At 61.6% G+C, this 14,504-nt stretch carries 13 protein-coding genes; 11 read left to right on the top strand and 2 right to left on the bottom strand.

Translation table 11 applies throughout. The features are described 5' to 3' along the window. The first annotated feature begins 202 nt into the window (after positions 1 to 202). The 7 genes from GCN78_RS05145 (at position 203) to can (ending at position 9,133) form a co-directional block, all read left to right on the top strand. Positions 203 to 1,174 (top strand): NAD kinase, encoded by a 972-nt coding sequence (locus GCN78_RS05145; protein ID WP_226939476.1) that lies wholly within the window; start codon positions 203 to 205, stop codon positions 1,172 to 1,174. A 47-nt stretch (positions 1,175 to 1,221) separates the two neighbouring features. Continuing rightward, entirely contained in the window at positions 1,222 to 2,889 is a 1,668-nt protein-coding gene (gene recN, locus GCN78_RS05150) for a DNA repair protein RecN (RefSeq protein ID WP_152250731.1), read from the top strand. 106 nt (positions 2,890 to 2,995) lie between these two features. Then, positions 2,996 to 4,105, top strand: coding sequence for a ferrochelatase (hemH, locus tag GCN78_RS05155; protein WP_152250732.1), 1,110 nt, complete (start codon positions 2,996 to 2,998; stop codon positions 4,103 to 4,105). A 353-nt stretch (positions 4,106 to 4,458) separates the two neighbouring features. Then, the gene (gene grpE, locus GCN78_RS05160) at positions 4,459 to 4,995 is read left to right on the top strand and encodes a nucleotide exchange factor GrpE (RefSeq protein WP_152250733.1); all 537 of its coding nucleotides are present in this window, start codon (positions 4,459 to 4,461) and stop codon (positions 4,993 to 4,995) included. 90 nt (positions 4,996 to 5,085) lie between these two features. Further along, positions 5,086 to 7,029: a molecular chaperone DnaK gene (gene dnaK / locus GCN78_RS05165; RefSeq protein ID WP_034745982.1), complete on the top strand. Its 1,944-nt coding sequence runs from the start codon at positions 5,086 to 5,088 to the stop codon at positions 7,027 to 7,029. A 162-nt stretch (positions 7,030 to 7,191) separates the two neighbouring features. Then, positions 7,192 to 8,325, top strand: a complete 1,134-nt coding sequence (gene dnaJ, locus GCN78_RS05170) for a molecular chaperone DnaJ (protein ID WP_034745985.1) — start codon at positions 7,192 to 7,194, stop codon at positions 8,323 to 8,325. 136 nt (positions 8,326 to 8,461) lie between these two features. After that, entirely contained in the window at positions 8,462 to 9,133 is a 672-nt protein-coding gene (gene can / locus GCN78_RS05175; protein WP_152250734.1) for a carbonate dehydratase, read from the top strand. Positions 9,134 to 9,151: 18 nt separating this feature from the next. On the opposite strand, the gene GCN78_RS05180 is transcribed toward can, so the two are convergent. Further along, a complete protein-coding gene (locus tag GCN78_RS05180; protein WP_152250735.1) occupies positions 9,152 to 9,637 on the bottom strand; it encodes a tetratricopeptide repeat protein in 486 nt (161 codons plus the stop codon). A gap of 211 nt (positions 9,638 to 9,848) precedes the next feature. On the opposite strand from GCN78_RS05180, the gene GCN78_RS05185 reads away from it, so the two are divergent. From GCN78_RS05185 to GCN78_RS05200, 4 genes are read left to right on the top strand one after another with little or no spacing between them, the layout of a single operon-like run. Then, the gene (locus GCN78_RS05185; RefSeq protein WP_152250736.1) at positions 9,849 to 10,733 is read left to right on the top strand and encodes a TauD/TfdA dioxygenase family protein; all 885 of its coding nucleotides are present in this window, start codon (positions 9,849 to 9,851) and stop codon (positions 10,731 to 10,733) included. 32 nt (positions 10,734 to 10,765) lie between these two features. Beyond that, entirely contained in the window at positions 10,766 to 11,779 is a 1,014-nt protein-coding gene (locus tag GCN78_RS05190; RefSeq protein ID WP_152250737.1) for an ABC transporter substrate-binding protein, read from the top strand. A gap of 1 nt (position 11,780) precedes the next feature. Next, positions 11,781 to 12,626 carry an ABC transporter ATP-binding protein gene (locus tag GCN78_RS05195; protein ID WP_152250738.1) on the top strand — a complete coding sequence of 282 codons (846 nt, stop codon included), beginning with the start codon at positions 11,781 to 11,783 and terminating at the stop codon, positions 12,624 to 12,626. Continuing rightward, on the top strand, positions 12,623 to 13,495 hold the full coding sequence (locus GCN78_RS05200; RefSeq protein ID WP_152250739.1) for an ABC transporter permease: 873 nt from the start codon (positions 12,623 to 12,625) through the stop codon (positions 13,493 to 13,495). Before GCN78_RS05195 ends, GCN78_RS05200 begins: the two co-directional genes overlap by 4 nt. 14 nt (positions 13,496 to 13,509) lie before the next feature. Here GCN78_RS05200 and GCN78_RS05205 read toward each other — a convergent pair whose 3' ends face one another. Further along, on the bottom strand, positions 13,510 to 14,403 hold the full coding sequence (locus tag GCN78_RS05205) for an HTH-type transcriptional regulator ArgP (protein ID WP_226939477.1): 894 nt from the start codon (positions 14,401 to 14,403) through the stop codon (positions 13,510 to 13,512). Positions 14,404 to 14,504 lie beyond the last annotated feature (101 nt).

A 14,504-nucleotide genomic window follows, 5' to 3' on the forward strand; every position in this document is an offset into this window, starting at 1 on the left:
AAGCGGATTTGTCCGTGCTGGGAGCGCTGGCGCACGCATGGACGATTCTTTTTCTGCGCTACACTGCGTGCAACACCAAGAACGCCCCTTGCGGGCACACGGCAGCCGCACTATACTGTGCATATATACAGTATCATGCGATGCCGGCGTGCGACGCGACAGCCGGGGGCGGTTTGCCACCGAATTCATTACCGAGACTCTTATGCCCGTCGATACACCCGCCGAACAGCGCGCCGAACAGCCATCCGCGACCTTGCCAGCTCCGGGCGAGCGCTTCAATCTGGGCGCCAAGACCATCGCCCTGGTTGTGCGCCAGAATACGGATGGCATTGCCGAGCCCGTGAAAAGCATCGTCGATTTCCTGCAGGTGCTGGGCCACACGGTGGTCTTCGAGGCGGAGACGGCCGCGCATCTGAACCTGGCGTTTCCTGGCGTGCGTGCCATGTCGCCGGCCGAGATCGGCGCCGCCGCCGATTGCGCCATCGTCATGGGCGGCGACGGCACCATGCTGGGCATTGCGCGCCAGCTGGCGCCATTCGACGTACCTTTGATCGGTATCAATCAAGGGCGCCTGGGCTTCATGACCGATATTCCGCTCGAGCGCATGCTGCCCGTGCTGGCGCAAATTCTCGGCGGCCGCTTCAAGGCCGAACGCCGTACCTTGCTCGAAGGCAGCGTGTTGCGCGACGGCGAGTCGATTCACGTGGGCATGGCCGTCAACGATGTCGTCGTCTCGCGCGGCGGCGGCGCCGGCATGGCCGAATTGCGCGTCGAGGTCGATGGCCACTTCATGTACAACCAGCGTTCCGATGGCTTGATCATTTCCACGCCCACGGGCTCGACGGCGTACTCGCTGTCGGCCGGCGGGCCTTTGCTGCACCCGACCCTGGGCGGCATCGTGCTCGTGCCGATCGCCCCGCATGCGCTGTCGAACCGCCCCATCGTCTTGCCCGACTCCAGCCAGATCGTCGTGGAAATCGTGCGCGGGCGCGATATCAGCGTCAATTTCGACATGCAGACCTTTGCCAGCCTGGTGCAGCAAGACCGCATCCTCATCCGCCGTTCGCCGCACACGATTACCTTCCTGCATCCGGAAGGGTGGAGCTACTACAACACCCTGCGTGAAAAATTGCACTGGAATGAGTACCCGTCGGGCGAGGGCAAGCTCAGCTAACATTTTCTCCACCTCAACCCGCGGTGCGCCGCCTAACCACAGAAGCCATGCTCCATACACTGTCCATCCGCGATTTTGTCATTGTCGATACCATTGAACTGGAATTTTCCGCCGGCTTCAGCGTGCTGACGGGCGAGACGGGCGCCGGCAAGTCCATCCTCATCGATGCGCTGACCCTGGCGCTGGGCGGGCGCGGCGACGCCAGCGTGGTGCGCGAAGGCGCGGCCAAGGCCGACATCACGGCCGATTTTTCCGTCAGTGAAGTGGCGCAGGCCTGGCTGGTGGCCAACGAATTTTCCAACGACGAGGGCGGCGCCCTGCTGCGCCGCGTGATCGACAACGCGGGCCGCTCGAAGGCCTACATCAACGGCATCCCCGCCACGGCCGCGCAGCTGCGCGAACTGGGCGACATGCTGGTCGACATCCACGGCCAGCACGCGCACCAGTCCTTGCTGAAAAGCGAGGCGCAGCGGGCCTTGCTCGACGGCCAGGCGACGGCGCGCGAAGCGGGCGCGGAACAGGATGCGCGGCAGGTGGCGGCGCTGCACAAGCGCTGGCGCGCCCTCGTGCGCCAGCGCGAGGAATTCGAAACCAACGCCGCCAACGTGCTGTACGAGCGCGAACGCCTGGAATGGCAAGTGGGAGAACTGGAAAAACTGGCCGCCAAGCCCGGCGAGTGGACGGAGATTACGAACGAGCACAGCCGCCTGTCGCACGCGGCCAGCCTGCTGGAAGGGGCGCAGGAAGCGCTGTCCCTTATTTCTGAATCGGAAGACCATCCGATCGTGTCGCAACTGTCGGCCCTGAACCAGAAGCTGGGCAAGCTCGTCTCCGTCGACGCGGAATTGCAGCCGATCGTCGACCTGATCGAATCGTCGCGCATCCAGCTGCAGGAATCCGTGTATGCGCTGAACAATTACCTGGACCGGGTCGAGCTGGACCCGGAGCGGCTGCACCAGCTCGACGCGCGCATGGAAGCCATGCACAGCACGGCCCGCAAGTTCCGTGTCACGCCTGAAGAATTGCCCGAGGAACACGCCAAGCTGTCGGAAAAGTTGCAGCACCTGGCCGACGCTTCCGACATCGAAGGCTTGCTGCGCCAGGAAGCGAAGATCGAGGCCGAGTACCGCGCCGTGGCCGAGCGCCTGTCCGCCACGCGCTGCGCCGCCGCCCTGGAACTGGGCCACGCCGTCACGCGCGCCATGCAGGAACTGAGCATGACGGGCGGCAGCTTCGAGATCGCCCTGCACCCGTGCGAACCGGCCGCCCACGGTCTCGAACAAGTGGAATTCCTCGTCGCCGGCCATGCGGGCACTGCGCCCCGCTCGCTGGCGAAAGTGGCGTCCGGCGGCGAACTGGCGCGCATCGCGCTGGCCATCTCCGTCATCACTTCGCACGCCACCACCACGCCGACCCTGATCTTCGACGAGGTCGACAGCGGTATCGGCGGCGCCGTCGCCGAAGTCGTGGGGCGCCTGCTGAAACGCCTGGGCCAGGGACGGCAAGTGCTGTGCGTGACCCACTTGCCGCAAGTGGCCAGCCAGGCGAATCAGCACTTCCAGGTGGCAAAAAGTACGCTGGACAATGGCAAGACGGCATCGCGCATCGACATGCTCGACGCCAAGGCCAGGGTGGAAGAAGTGGCGCGCATGCTGGGCGGCCTGGAAATCACTGCCACCACGCGCAAGCATGCACGCGAACTGCTCGCGATTTGACCTTGGACTGCGGGGAGCGCTGCCTTCGCCTGGCGGCACTCCCCGATGTTGACGCAATGTAACTATAATGGTTGGACTATCCATCCAACGCCTTCGAAGAGCCTTCATGTCATTTCAAACAGAACCGCCGTACACGCATGGCCGCATCGACCGCAGCGCCGTGGTGCTGGTCAACCTGGGCACGCCCGATGCGCCGACCTCGTCGGCTGTGCGGCGCTACCTGAAGCAATTTTTGTCCGATCCGCGCGTGGTGGAGATTCCCCGCGCCGTCTGGTGGTTCATCCTGAACCTGATCATCCTGCCATTCCGCTCTGGCCAGTCGGCCAAGAAATACGCGTCGATCTGGACGCGCGAGGGCTCGCCGCTGAAGGTGCACACGCAAAAGCAGGCCAAATTGCTGGCCGGCGCCCTGGCCGAGCGGGGGCATGACGACGTGACGGTGGCCATGGCCATGCGCTACGGTTCGCCTTCCCTGCCCGAGGTGCTGGCCAAGCTGAAAAGCGAAGGCTGCGAGCGCATCGCCATCCTGCCGGCCTATCCGCAATACTCGGGCACGACGACGGGGTCCATTTACGACGCCGTGTTTGCCCATTACGCCACGGTGCGCAATGTGCCGGAATTGCGTTTTATCAAGCAGTACCATGAGCACGACACGTATATCGACGCCTTGCGCGATTCCGTGCTGAATCACTGGGACGCGCATGGCCGTCCCGAAAAACTGGTGATGAGTTTTCATGGCGTGCCCAAGCGCACCTTGCTGCTGGGCGACCCCTACCACTGCCAATGCCTGAAAACGGCGCGCCTGCTGGCGGAAAAATTAAAATTAACTAAAGATCAATATGTGGTCACGTTCCAGTCGCGCTTTGGCAAGGCCGAATGGCTGCAGCCGTACACGGCGCCCACCCTGGTGGCGCTGGCGCAACAGGGCGTCAAGCGCGTCGACCTGCTGTGTCCTGGCTTTACCAGCGATTGCCTGGAAACGCTGGAAGAGATCGCCATGGAAGCCAAGCATGATTTTGAAACGGCCGGCGGTCAGCAGTTTCATTACATCGCTTGCTTGAACGAAACACCAGCGTGGATCGCGGGCCTGGCGGAAATTGCCGAACAGCACATGATTGGCTGGCCGACGATGCAGACGGCGGCGCAGCGCGAAGCGGACAAGAAAGCGGGCGAGCAGGCGCGCGAGGCGGCGCTGGCGCTGGGCGCGGCGAATTAAACTGCCTCCGTCGCTACCAAATATCATCAAGAAAGCCGCGCTTGCGCGGCTTTGTCATGTCTGGCGGGGACACCAGGTTTTTCAAGTGGCAACACCGCCAGTGGCGATGGCGGCGGCCGGGCTGGTAGAATGCCCGCTTTGCCATGGGAAGCCTGGAATATCAAGGGGCGCGCGCACGGATCGCGGTCCGGAACAGGACGCGTTTTGTAATAAGCTGTAACATGGATCGATGTCATCCCTGGTTTTGCCGCACATACCCCTTGAAACAATAGGATATAGCCCCATCTGCCCGTTAGTGTTGTAAAGATAGTTAGACTAACTCATTTAAGTCATTGATTGTAGGAGCTTTTCAGATGCAAGATCAGGAAAACCAAGCTGTACCTAATCCGCAAGCGGACGCCGCGGCGACTGCCCCATCGACTCCCGCAGAGCCTACTTTGGAAGAGCAGCTGGCGAGTACCGAAGCGCGTCTTGCAGAGATGCACGATGCCTTCATGCGCGCCAAGGCCGATGGCGAAAATATCCGCCGCCGCGCGCAGGAAGATGTTGCTAAAGCACATAAATTCGCAGTGGAAAGTTTTGCCGAAGCCATGGTGCCGGTGAAAGACAGCCTGGAAACGGCGCTGACGGTGGAAGCACCGACCATCGACTCGCTGAAAGAAGGCGTCGAGATGACCTTGAAGCAACTGAACGCCGCGTTCGAGCGCAACCGCCTGGTGGAAGTCTTGCCAGTGCAGGGCGAGAAGCTCGATCCGATGAAACACCAGGCCGTTGCCGTGGTGCCAGCGGAGCAGGAAGCCAATACCATCGTGTCAGTCCTGCAAAAGGGCTATATGATTGCGGACCGCCTGCTGCGTCCAGCCATTGTAACGACCGCGCAAGCAAAATAATCAGAGTGCGGCATCAAGCAAGCCTTGAAACCATGCCGCTTTGCCACATATAAGAACCATCTGAAATCTAGCAAATAAAAGGAAAAAATCATGGGTAGAATTATCGGTATCGATCTGGGAACCACGAATTCCTGCGTTTCCATCATGGAAAACGGTCAACCAAAGGTAATCGAAAACGCTGAAGGCGCACGCACGACGCCGTCGATTATTGCTTATCAAGAAGATGGCGAAATTCTCGTCGGCGCGCCAGCGAAACGCCAGGCCGTAACCAATCCGAAAAACACGCTGTACGCAGTCAAGCGTCTGATCGGTCGCAAGTTCGACGAAAAAGAAGTGCAAAAAGACATCGCGCTGATGCCGTACCAGATCATGAAAGCCGACAACGGCGATGCATGGATCGGCGTACGCGACAAAAAACTGGCGCCGCCGCAAATTTCGGCTGAAGTGCTGCGCAAGATGAAGAAAACGGCAGAAGACTACCTCGGTGAAGAAGTCACCGAAGCCGTCATCACCGTGCCTGCGTACTTCAACGATTCGCAGCGTCAAGCCACCAAGGATGCCGGCCGTATCGCTGGCCTGGACGTCAAGCGCATCATCAACGAGCCAACCGCGGCAGCGCTGGCATTCGGTCTGGACAAGACCGAAAAAGGCGATCGTAAAATCGCCGTGTATGACTTGGGTGGCGGTACGTTCGACGTGTCGATCATCGAAATCGCGGACGTCGATGGCGAGAAACAATTTGAAGTGCTGTCGACCAACGGCGACACCTTCCTGGGCGGCGAAGACTTCGACCAACGCGTCATCGATTACATCATCGACGAGTTCAAGAAGATCAACGGCATCGACCTGAAAAAAGATCCGATCGCTCTGCAGCGCATCAAGGCTTCGGCCGAGCGCGCGAAGATCGAATTGTCGTCGTCGCAACAAACCGAGATCAACGAGCCATACATCGCCATGGCGAACGGCGCACCGGTCCACTTGAACCTGAAGATGACCCGCGCCAAGCTGGAGTCGTTGGTGGAAGAGCTGATCACGGCCACGATGGAACCATGCCGCATCGCCATCAAAGATGCTGGCGTGAAAGTGTCGGACATCGATGACATCATTCTGGTCGGCGGTATGACGCGTATGCCGAAGGTGCAGGAAAAAGTGAAGGAATTCTTCGGCAAGGATCCACGCAAGGACGTGAACCCGGACGAAGCCGTCGCCGTGGGCGCAGCGATTCAAGGTTCGGTCCTGTCGGGCGAACGCAAGGATTTGCTGTTGCTGGACGTCACCCCTCTGTCCCTGGGTATCGAAACCCTGGGCGGCGTGATGACCAAGATGATCCACAAAAACACGACGATTCCGACCAAGTTCAGCCAAGTCTTCTCGACGGCCGACGACAACCAGCCTGCGGTGACCATCAAGGTCTTCCAAGGTGAGCGCGAAATCGCCGCCGGCAACAAGGGGCTGGGCGAATTCAATCTGGAAGGTATCCCGCCAGCATCGCGTGGCACGCCACAGATCGAAGTAACCTTCGACATCGACGCCAACGGCATCTTGCATGTCGGCGCGAAAGACAAGGCCACCGGCAAGGAAAACAAGATCACGATCAAGGCCAATTCCGGCTTGACCGAGGCTGAAATCCAGAAAATGGTGAAAGACGCCGAGTTGAACGCGGAAGAAGACAAGAAGGTCAAAGAATTGGCCGAGTCGCGCAACCAGGCCGATGCTCTGGTACACTCGACCCGGAAATCCTTGACCGAATACGGCGACAAGCTGGACGCGGGCGAGAAAGAGAAGATCGAAGCGGCAATCACCGACCTGGAAGCAAGCATCAAGGCCGGCGACAAGGCTGAGATCGACGCCAAGGTGGAAGCACTGTCGAGCGCATCGCAGAAACTGGGCGAAAAAATGTATGCCGACATGCAAGCGCAGCAAGCTGCCGGCGGCGCGGAAGGTGCACAGCAAGCTGCTGGCGCATCGGACGCAGGCGCCAAGCAAGACGACGTTGTTGACGCTGACTTCAAGGAAGTCAAAGACAGCAAGTAATGTCTTGCGCTCCCATGAACTGGGGGTAGCCGGGCTGAACGCTACATCGCGGGATTAGCCGCGAAGACCGGCCGAGCCGAGTCGCTGCGCCTAGCGCAGCACTCGACTCGGCTTTTTCGTGTAATTTTTACATCAGTAGATAGACTGCAAGGTGCCGACAACATGGCAAAGCGTGATTTTTACGAGACACTCGGTGTCGCAAAAAATGCTTCGGAAGAAGAGATCAAAAAGTCTTACCGTAAACTGGCGATGAAATACCATCCGGACCGCAATCCGGATAGCAAGGAATCGGAAGAAAAGTTTAAGGAAGTCAAAGAAGCCTACGAGATGCTGACCAATCCGGAAAAGCGCGATGCGTATGACCGTTATGGTCACGCTGGCGTGGACCCGAACATGGGCGGCGGTGGCGGCTTCGGCGGCGGTGCTGGCGGCTTTGCCGACAGCTTCGGCGATATCTTCGGCGACATCTTTGGCGGTGGCGGTGGACGCAGCCGCAATGCGGGTCCACAGGTGTACCGTGGCGCCGACTTGCGCTACAACCTGGAAATTACGCTGGAGCAAGCTGCTCACGGCTTCGACACGACCATCCGCGTGCCGAGCTGGGACAAGTGCGACACCTGCCACGGCAGTGGCGCCAAGCCGGGCACCTCGCCGACCACTTGCGGTACTTGCGGTGGCCACGGCCAGGTGCGCATGCAGCAAGGTTTCTTCAGCATCCAGCAAACCTGCCCGAAATGCCATGGCAGCGGCAAGGTCATCACCGACCCCTGCACGCCATGCGGCGGCGCCGGTCGCATCAAGCGCAACAAGACCCTGGAAGTCAAAATTCCAGTCGGTATCGACAACGGCATGCGTATCCGTTCGTCCGGCAACGGCGAACCGGGCACGAATGGCGGTCCGTCGGGCGACCTGTATGTGGAAATCCACATCAAGCCGCACGCCGTGTTCCAGCGCGAAGGCGACGACCTGCATTGCGAAATGCCGATCTCGTTCACCAAGGCGGCCCTGGGCGGCGAAATCGAAGTGCCTACCCTGAACGGCAAAGTGTCGTTCACGATTCCCGAAGGCACCCAGTCGGGCAAGACCTTCCGCCTGAAAGGCAAGGGCATCAAGGGCGTGCGCTCCGGTTACGCGGGCGACCTGTTCTGCCACGTGGCCATCGAAACACCGGTGAAACTGACGGAAAAACAAAAAGACCTGCTGCGCGACTTTGAAAAGTCGACGACCGAGGGCGGTGCCAAGCACAGTCCGCAAAGCAAGACCTGGAAAGACAAGGTCAAGGATTTTTTTGAGTAAGCACACGTAATACCATGCGCCGGGATGCTGAAACATCCCGGCGTTTTTTTCACTACGACTGAGAAATGTGCGCGCATCGCCGGCCTATGGGCGCGATCTGCCGCCAACGCATTCGTACATACACAATGGGAGCGATATGACCGAACAGAAAAATGGCCCGGCCCTGGCGGAACTGCTGCAGCGTAACCGCCGCTGGGCCGACTCGATGGTGGCGAAAGACCCGAACTTCTTCAAGAACCTGGAAGCGCAAACGTCGCCCGAATACCTGTGGATCGGCTGTTCCGACAGCCGCGTGCCCGCCAACGAATTGCTGGGCATGGCGCCTGGCGACGTGTTTGTGCACCGTAATATTGCCAACGTGGTCGTGCATTCCGACCTCAACTGCCTGTCCGTCCTGCAATTTGCCGTGGACGTGCTGAAAGTCAAACACGTCATCATCGTCGGCCATTACGGCTGCAAGGGCGTGCATGCGGCCATGACGGGCACGCGCATCGGCCTGGTCGACAACTGGCTGCGCCACGTCCAGGACGTGGGCCAGAAGCACGAACGCTACCTGGGCGACGTGCTGACCAGCCGCCAGCGCGGCGACCGCCTGTGCGAACTGAACGTGGTCGAGCAAGTCCTGAACGTGTGCCAGACCACCATCGTGCAAGATGCGTGGGAACGAGGCCAGGAACTCAGCGTCCACGGCTGGGTCTATGGCTTGAAGGATGGCTTGCTGAACGACCTGGAAGTGACCGTCACGGCCGGCCACGAGCTGGCGCCGCGCATGGCGACCCGCCTGGCCCGCTACGAAGCGACGGCGTAAACTACACTGGCGCCGCGCCTATGGCGTGGTGCCCTCCAGGCGGCCCAGGTAATCGGCCGCCTCCCGCACGCCCTCCTGCGCCGCCCGGCGCAGCCAGGTTTTGGCCTGGGCAATGTCCTGCGGCGTGCCGCGTCCCTCGGCCAGCGCCACGCCATAGTGGTAGCGGGCCAGCCGTGCATAGGCCGCGTCATCGTCGGTATGCGCGCCGCGCCGCATCAGCGCCGTCGCCTGCGCCAGGTCCTTGGGCACGCCGATGCCCGTTTCATACAGCTGGGCCAGCCAAATCATCGAATACACATCGTTCCAGCGCCGGATGCAATCTTCAAAGATGGCGACGGCGGCCGCATGGTCGCCCGTCTTGTCGGCCGCATAGCCATACAAACACTTGATGCGCTTGTCGCTGTGCACATAGGCTTTATAGCTGAGATCACTTTCACCCTGGCTATCCTGGGCGTGCACGGAAGCAGGGAACAGCAAGGCGAGCAGCAGGGCGTAAGTGGGCATGGCTTTCCTGGTCAACGATTGAAAATTAATAGATAAGCAAGTTGCGTGCTAGCGCCATGCCCGGGCAAGGCCGGTGCTGCTGCGCCATTGCGTGACAGTGCCTGTGGCAGTGTGGCGCAACGCGCCGCGCATATCCATATAGTAAATGCTTCGTTTGCAGGACGGGCTGGCCGGCATACAGTGGACTTCCCCAGACTCTAGTCGAGCTCCCATGTCGGCCGTCCTGAAACCCGTGCAATCCACCAGCCAGTTCCGTATCGAGACTTTCGACGCGCCGCTCGGCGCGCAAGTGCTGGGACTGGACTTGTCGCAGCCGCTGTCGCTGGGCGACTTCCAGCGCCTGCATCACGCCCACCTTGACCACCACGTACTGGTGTTCCGCGACCAGCGCATCACGCCGCGGCAGCAAGTCGATTTCAGCCGCCGCTTCGGTCCGCTGCAAATCCACGTGCTGCGCCAGTTCCAGCTGCCCACGCAGCCGGAAGTGCTGATCATCTCGAATATCGTCGAGGATGGCCAGCCCATCGGCCTGGGCGACGCGGGCCATTTCTGGCACTCCGACCTGTCGTACAAGGCAGTGCCCAGCCTCGGTTCCATGTTGCACGCGCAAGAGTTGCCGGACGAGGGCGGCGATACCGTGTTTGCCAACATGCACTTGGCCTGGGAAAGCTTGCCGGCCGCGCTGCGCCACGCCGTGCGCGGCGCCCGTGCCGAACACAGCTATCTGAGCCAGTACGAGGAGTTGCGCCGCCGCAACCCGTGGCGGCCCGCGCTGACGCAGGCACAGATCGATGAAGTCAGCCCCGTCACGCACCCCGTCGTGCGCGTGCATCCGGAAACGGGACGCCGCGCCCTGTTCGTCAGTGAACACTTCACCACGCGCATCGTCGGCCTGCCCGACGATGAAAGCCGCGCACTGCTGGGCGAACTGTTTGCCCACAGCGTGCGCCCGGAGCACCTGTATGTGCATCGCTGGCGGCCGCACGACCTGGTGTTCTGGGACAACCGCTCGCTGATGCACCTGGCGACGGGGTGCCCGCCCGACCAGCGCCGCAAACTCTATCGCACCACCATCGAGGGCGATGCGCCGTACTGATTTTGACTGTTGATTTAACCCAAGGAGTGTCCATGTTGCCGATTGTTACCTTTGCCCGCCGCCTGCTCGCCGCCATCGCCCTGCTGTGCATGGCCATGCCCATGGCCCGGGCCGAAGGGCAGATCCGCATCGCGGGCCAGCATGGCATCACCTTCTTGCTGCTCAATATTGCGCAGGAACAAAAACTGATCGAAAAGCATGGCAAGCAGCAAGGCGTCGACGTGAAAGTCGAGTGGATTACCCTGTCCGGCGGCCCGGCCATCAATGACGCTTTGTTGTCGGGCAATATCGATATCGCGGGGGCCGGCCTGGGGCCGCTGCTGACGATCTGGGACCGCACCAAGGGACGGCAGAACGTGCGCGGCGTGGCTTCGCTCGGCAACTTTCCCTACTATTTGATCAGCAACAATCCGAAGGTGAAAACCCTGGCCGACCTGACGGACAAGGACCGCATCGCCTTGCCCGCCGTCTCCGTTTCCGTCCAGGCGAGGATTTTGCAAATGGCGGTGGCGAAACAGTGGGGCGACAAGGAATTTGCCCGCCTCGATAAAATCACGCAAACCCTGCCGCACCCGGATGCGGCGGCCGCCATCATCGCCGGCGGCACGGAGCTGACCGGCCACTTCGGCAACTCGCCGTTCCAGGAGCAGGAACTGGCGCAGAACCCGAATGCCCACATCCTCCTGAACTCGTATGATGTGCAGGGTGGGCCCAGCTCGTCGACCCTGCTGTATGCGACGGAAAAATACCGCAAGGACAATCCGAAGACGTACCGCGCCTTCATCGCCGCCTTGGCGGAAGCGGCGCAGTATGCGAGCAGCAACCCGCAGGGCGCGGCCGACATCTATATCAAGGTGAACAAGAGCAAGGTGGACCGCAATCTGCTGCTGAAGATCTTTGCGAATCCGCAAGTGCAATTCAAGATCGCGCCGCAAAACACCCATGGCCTGGCGCAATTCCTGCACCGCGTGAATGCCATCCGCAACCTGCCCGACAGCTGGCGCGATTACTTCTTTGACGACCCGGCCATCACGCAGGGAGGCTGACATGCACGCACCCGCCTTTCACCTCGTGCGCCCGCCCGCGGCGGTGGCGCCCTTGCTCAGCGTGAAGCACGTCAGTCTGGAATACCGGACGGAACAGCGCACCGTGCGCGCCACGCACGACGTCAGTTTCGACGTGTTCCGCGGCGACCGTTTCGTCTTGCTGGGGCCATCGGGCTGCGGCAAGTCGTCCCTATTAAAAGCCGTGGCCGGCTTCATCGCCCCGCGCGCGGGCAGCATCTCCATGCAGGGGCAGCTCATCCAGAAACCGGGGCCGGACCGTGTCGTCGTGTTCCAGGAATTCGACCAATTGCCGCCCTGGAAAACGGTGCTGGACAACGTCGTGTTCCCTTTGCTGGCCAGCAAGCGGCTGGACAAGGTGGCGGCCCGCGAGCGTGCCCATCACTGGATCGCCAAGGTGGGCCTGGCCGGCTTCGAGGATGCCCATCCGCATACCTTGTCGGGCGGCATGAAGCAGAGGGTGGCCATCGCCCGCGCCCTGGCCATGCAGCCGGAAGTGCTGCTGATGGACGAACCGTTCGCGGCCCTCGACGCCTTGACGCGGCGCAAGATGCAGGAAGAACTGAGCAGGCTGTGGGAAGAGCTGCGTTTTACGCTCGTCTTCGTCACGCATTCGATCGAGGAAGCGCTGGTCGTCGGCAACCGCATCCTGCTGCTGTCGCCCCATCCGGGCCGCGTGCGCGCCGAGCTCAACAGTCATCAGTTCGGCTTGCATAGCGCGGGCAGCGGGGAATTCCAGGCCGCCAGCAGCCGCATCCATGGCTTGCTGTTCGACGAGGAAACCATTGCTGCTCAGCCAGCAGAGACCGCGCAGCGGGAGGCCGTATGAACGCGCTGCTGGAACCGCCCATCCGCCAGGAGGTCGTGTATGCGGCGCCGCCGCCAGTGGGCGTGGCCGTCGAGCGGCCGCTGTCGCGCTGGCAGCGCTTGACTCAGCATGCGCTGTGGCGCAAGGCCTTCATCTTGCTCGGCCTGGCCCTGCTGTGGGAAGGCGCGGCGCGCTGGACGCAGAACGATTTGCTCTTGCCCGGTTTTATCCAGACGGCGCAGGCGTTTATCGGCGGCATCGCCAGCGGGGAATTGCTCACGCGCACGGCCGCGTCCCTGGTCGTCTTGCTGCAAGGCTATTCGGTGGGCGTGCTGGCCGCCTTCGTGCTGACCCTGCTGGCCGTCTCCAGCCGCATCGGCCGTGACTTGCTGGAAACCCTGACGGCCATGTTGAATCCCTTGCCGGCCATCGCCCTGCTGCCGCTGGCTTTGCTGTGGTTCGGCCTGGGGCGCGCCAGTCTGATCTTCGTCATCGTGCATTCCGTGATGTGGCCGCTGGCCCTGAACACGTATGCGGGCTTCCAGGGCGTGCCCGAGACCCTGCGCATGGCGGGGCGCAACTATGGCTTGAATGGCTTGCGCCTGGTGCTGCACATTCTTGTGCCGGGCGCCTTGCCCTCCATCGTCTCGGGCCTCAAGATAGGCTGGGCGTTTGCCTGGCGCACCCTGATCGCGGCCGAGCTGGTATTTGGCACCACATCGGGGCAGGGCGGCCTGGGCTGGTACATCTTTCAGAACCGCAACGAGCTGTACACGGACAAGGTGTTCGCCGGCCTGGCGGCCGTCATCGTCATCGGCTTGCTGGTGGAAAACATCGGCTTTCGCAGCCTGGAGCGCGTCACCTTGAAACGCTGGGGCATGCAGCGGTAGTTATCTCAGAATAACTATTTCAACATGGTGCGCGCCGCACCGATGATTTGCCGCGACAGCTGTTCCATGCGCGGCGACTGCACCTTCCACGTGTGCCAGTACAGGACCACGTCGGCCGGCGTCTTCGGCGTGAGCCTTTCCACCAGCTCGCCATCCGCGTTCGCCTGCAGCAGCAATTCCGGCACCATGCCGTAGCCGAGACCATAGCGGATGGCGTTGAAGTGCGAGGTGGCGCCCGGCACGTAATGACAGGGGTAGGCGCCCTCGGGCAGGCCCAGCGCCTCTTGCAGGAACGACGATTGCAGGGTGTCCTTGCGCGTGTAGGCGACGACGGGCGCCGTGCGCGCCGCCTTGCGCGTCAGGCCGTGCGGGAACCATTGCTGGCGGAACGCGGGCGTGGCCACCAGCCAGTAGCGCATCACGCCCAGCGGCTCGGCCGTGCAGCCGCGCATGGGCTTGGACTCCGTGCTGATGCAGCCGATCGCCATGCCCGTCTCCAGCAAGGTGTAGGTGTGGTCCTGGTCTTCCACGGTCAGGTCCAGCAGCACGCGCTCGCGTATCAGCACCTGGGACAGGGCGGGGAAGAACCAGGTGCCCATCGAATCGGCGTTCAGCGCCAGCACCAGGGTCAGCGGGGCATCCTGCTGCACCGCCAGCTCAGCCTGCAAGTCCGCTTCCAGCAGCTTGGCCCGCTTCAGATACTGCATCAGGCGCTGGCCCATGCGCGTGGCGCGCGCGGGACGGCTGCGCACGATCAGCGCATTGCCGAGCTGACTTTCCAGCGCGCGCACGCGCTGCGAAATGGCGGGCGACGTCAGATGCAGCCGCAGCGCCGCCTGCTCGAAGCTGCCCGTTTCGACGACGGCGCGGAACGCTTCCGTGTGCTTGGGATTGAGTTCCATGGTCACCGCCTTACATAAGAAAAATTTATCAATACTAAATAATACTTACTTTTTATAAGGATGGGTGTGTTGCAGTGCACAATGCCTCTTTGATGGAGTACCGCGCG

The sequence above is a fragment of the Janthinobacterium rivuli genome, from assembly GCF_009208735.1.
Classification (GTDB): domain Bacteria; phylum Pseudomonadota; class Gammaproteobacteria; order Burkholderiales; family Burkholderiaceae_D; genus Janthinobacterium.

Excerpts from the sequence above, each read along its gene's own strand:
- recN (WP_152250731.1), top strand. The coding sequence starts at position 1,222 with ATGCTCCATACACTGTCCATCCGCGATTTTGTCATTGTCGATACCATT.
- dnaJ (WP_034745985.1), top strand. The coding sequence starts at position 7,192 with ATGGCAAAGCGTGATTTTTACGAGACACTCGGTGTCGCAAAAAATGCT.
- can (WP_152250734.1), top strand. The coding sequence starts at position 8,462 with ATGACCGAACAGAAAAATGGCCCGGCCCTGGCGGAACTGCTGCAGCGT.
- GCN78_RS05180 (WP_152250735.1), bottom strand. The coding sequence starts at position 9,637 with ATGCCCACTTACGCCCTGCTGCTCGCCTTGCTGTTCCCTGCTTCCGTG.
- hemH (WP_152250732.1), top strand. The coding sequence starts at position 2,996 with ATGTCATTTCAAACAGAACCGCCGTACACGCATGGCCGCATCGACCGC.
- dnaK (WP_034745982.1), top strand. The coding sequence starts at position 5,086 with ATGGGTAGAATTATCGGTATCGATCTGGGAACCACGAATTCCTGCGTT.
- GCN78_RS05200 (WP_152250739.1), top strand. The coding sequence starts at position 12,623 with ATGAACGCGCTGCTGGAACCGCCCATCCGCCAGGAGGTCGTGTATGCG.
- GCN78_RS05195 (WP_152250738.1), top strand. The coding sequence starts at position 11,781 with ATGCACGCACCCGCCTTTCACCTCGTGCGCCCGCCCGCGGCGGTGGCG.
- GCN78_RS05190 (WP_152250737.1), top strand. The coding sequence starts at position 10,766 with ATGTTGCCGATTGTTACCTTTGCCCGCCGCCTGCTCGCCGCCATCGCC.
- GCN78_RS05145 (WP_226939476.1), top strand. The coding sequence starts at position 203 with ATGCCCGTCGATACACCCGCCGAACAGCGCGCCGAACAGCCATCCGCG.
- GCN78_RS05185 (WP_152250736.1), top strand. The coding sequence starts at position 9,849 with ATGTCGGCCGTCCTGAAACCCGTGCAATCCACCAGCCAGTTCCGTATC.
- grpE (WP_152250733.1), top strand. The coding sequence starts at position 4,459 with ATGCAAGATCAGGAAAACCAAGCTGTACCTAATCCGCAAGCGGACGCC.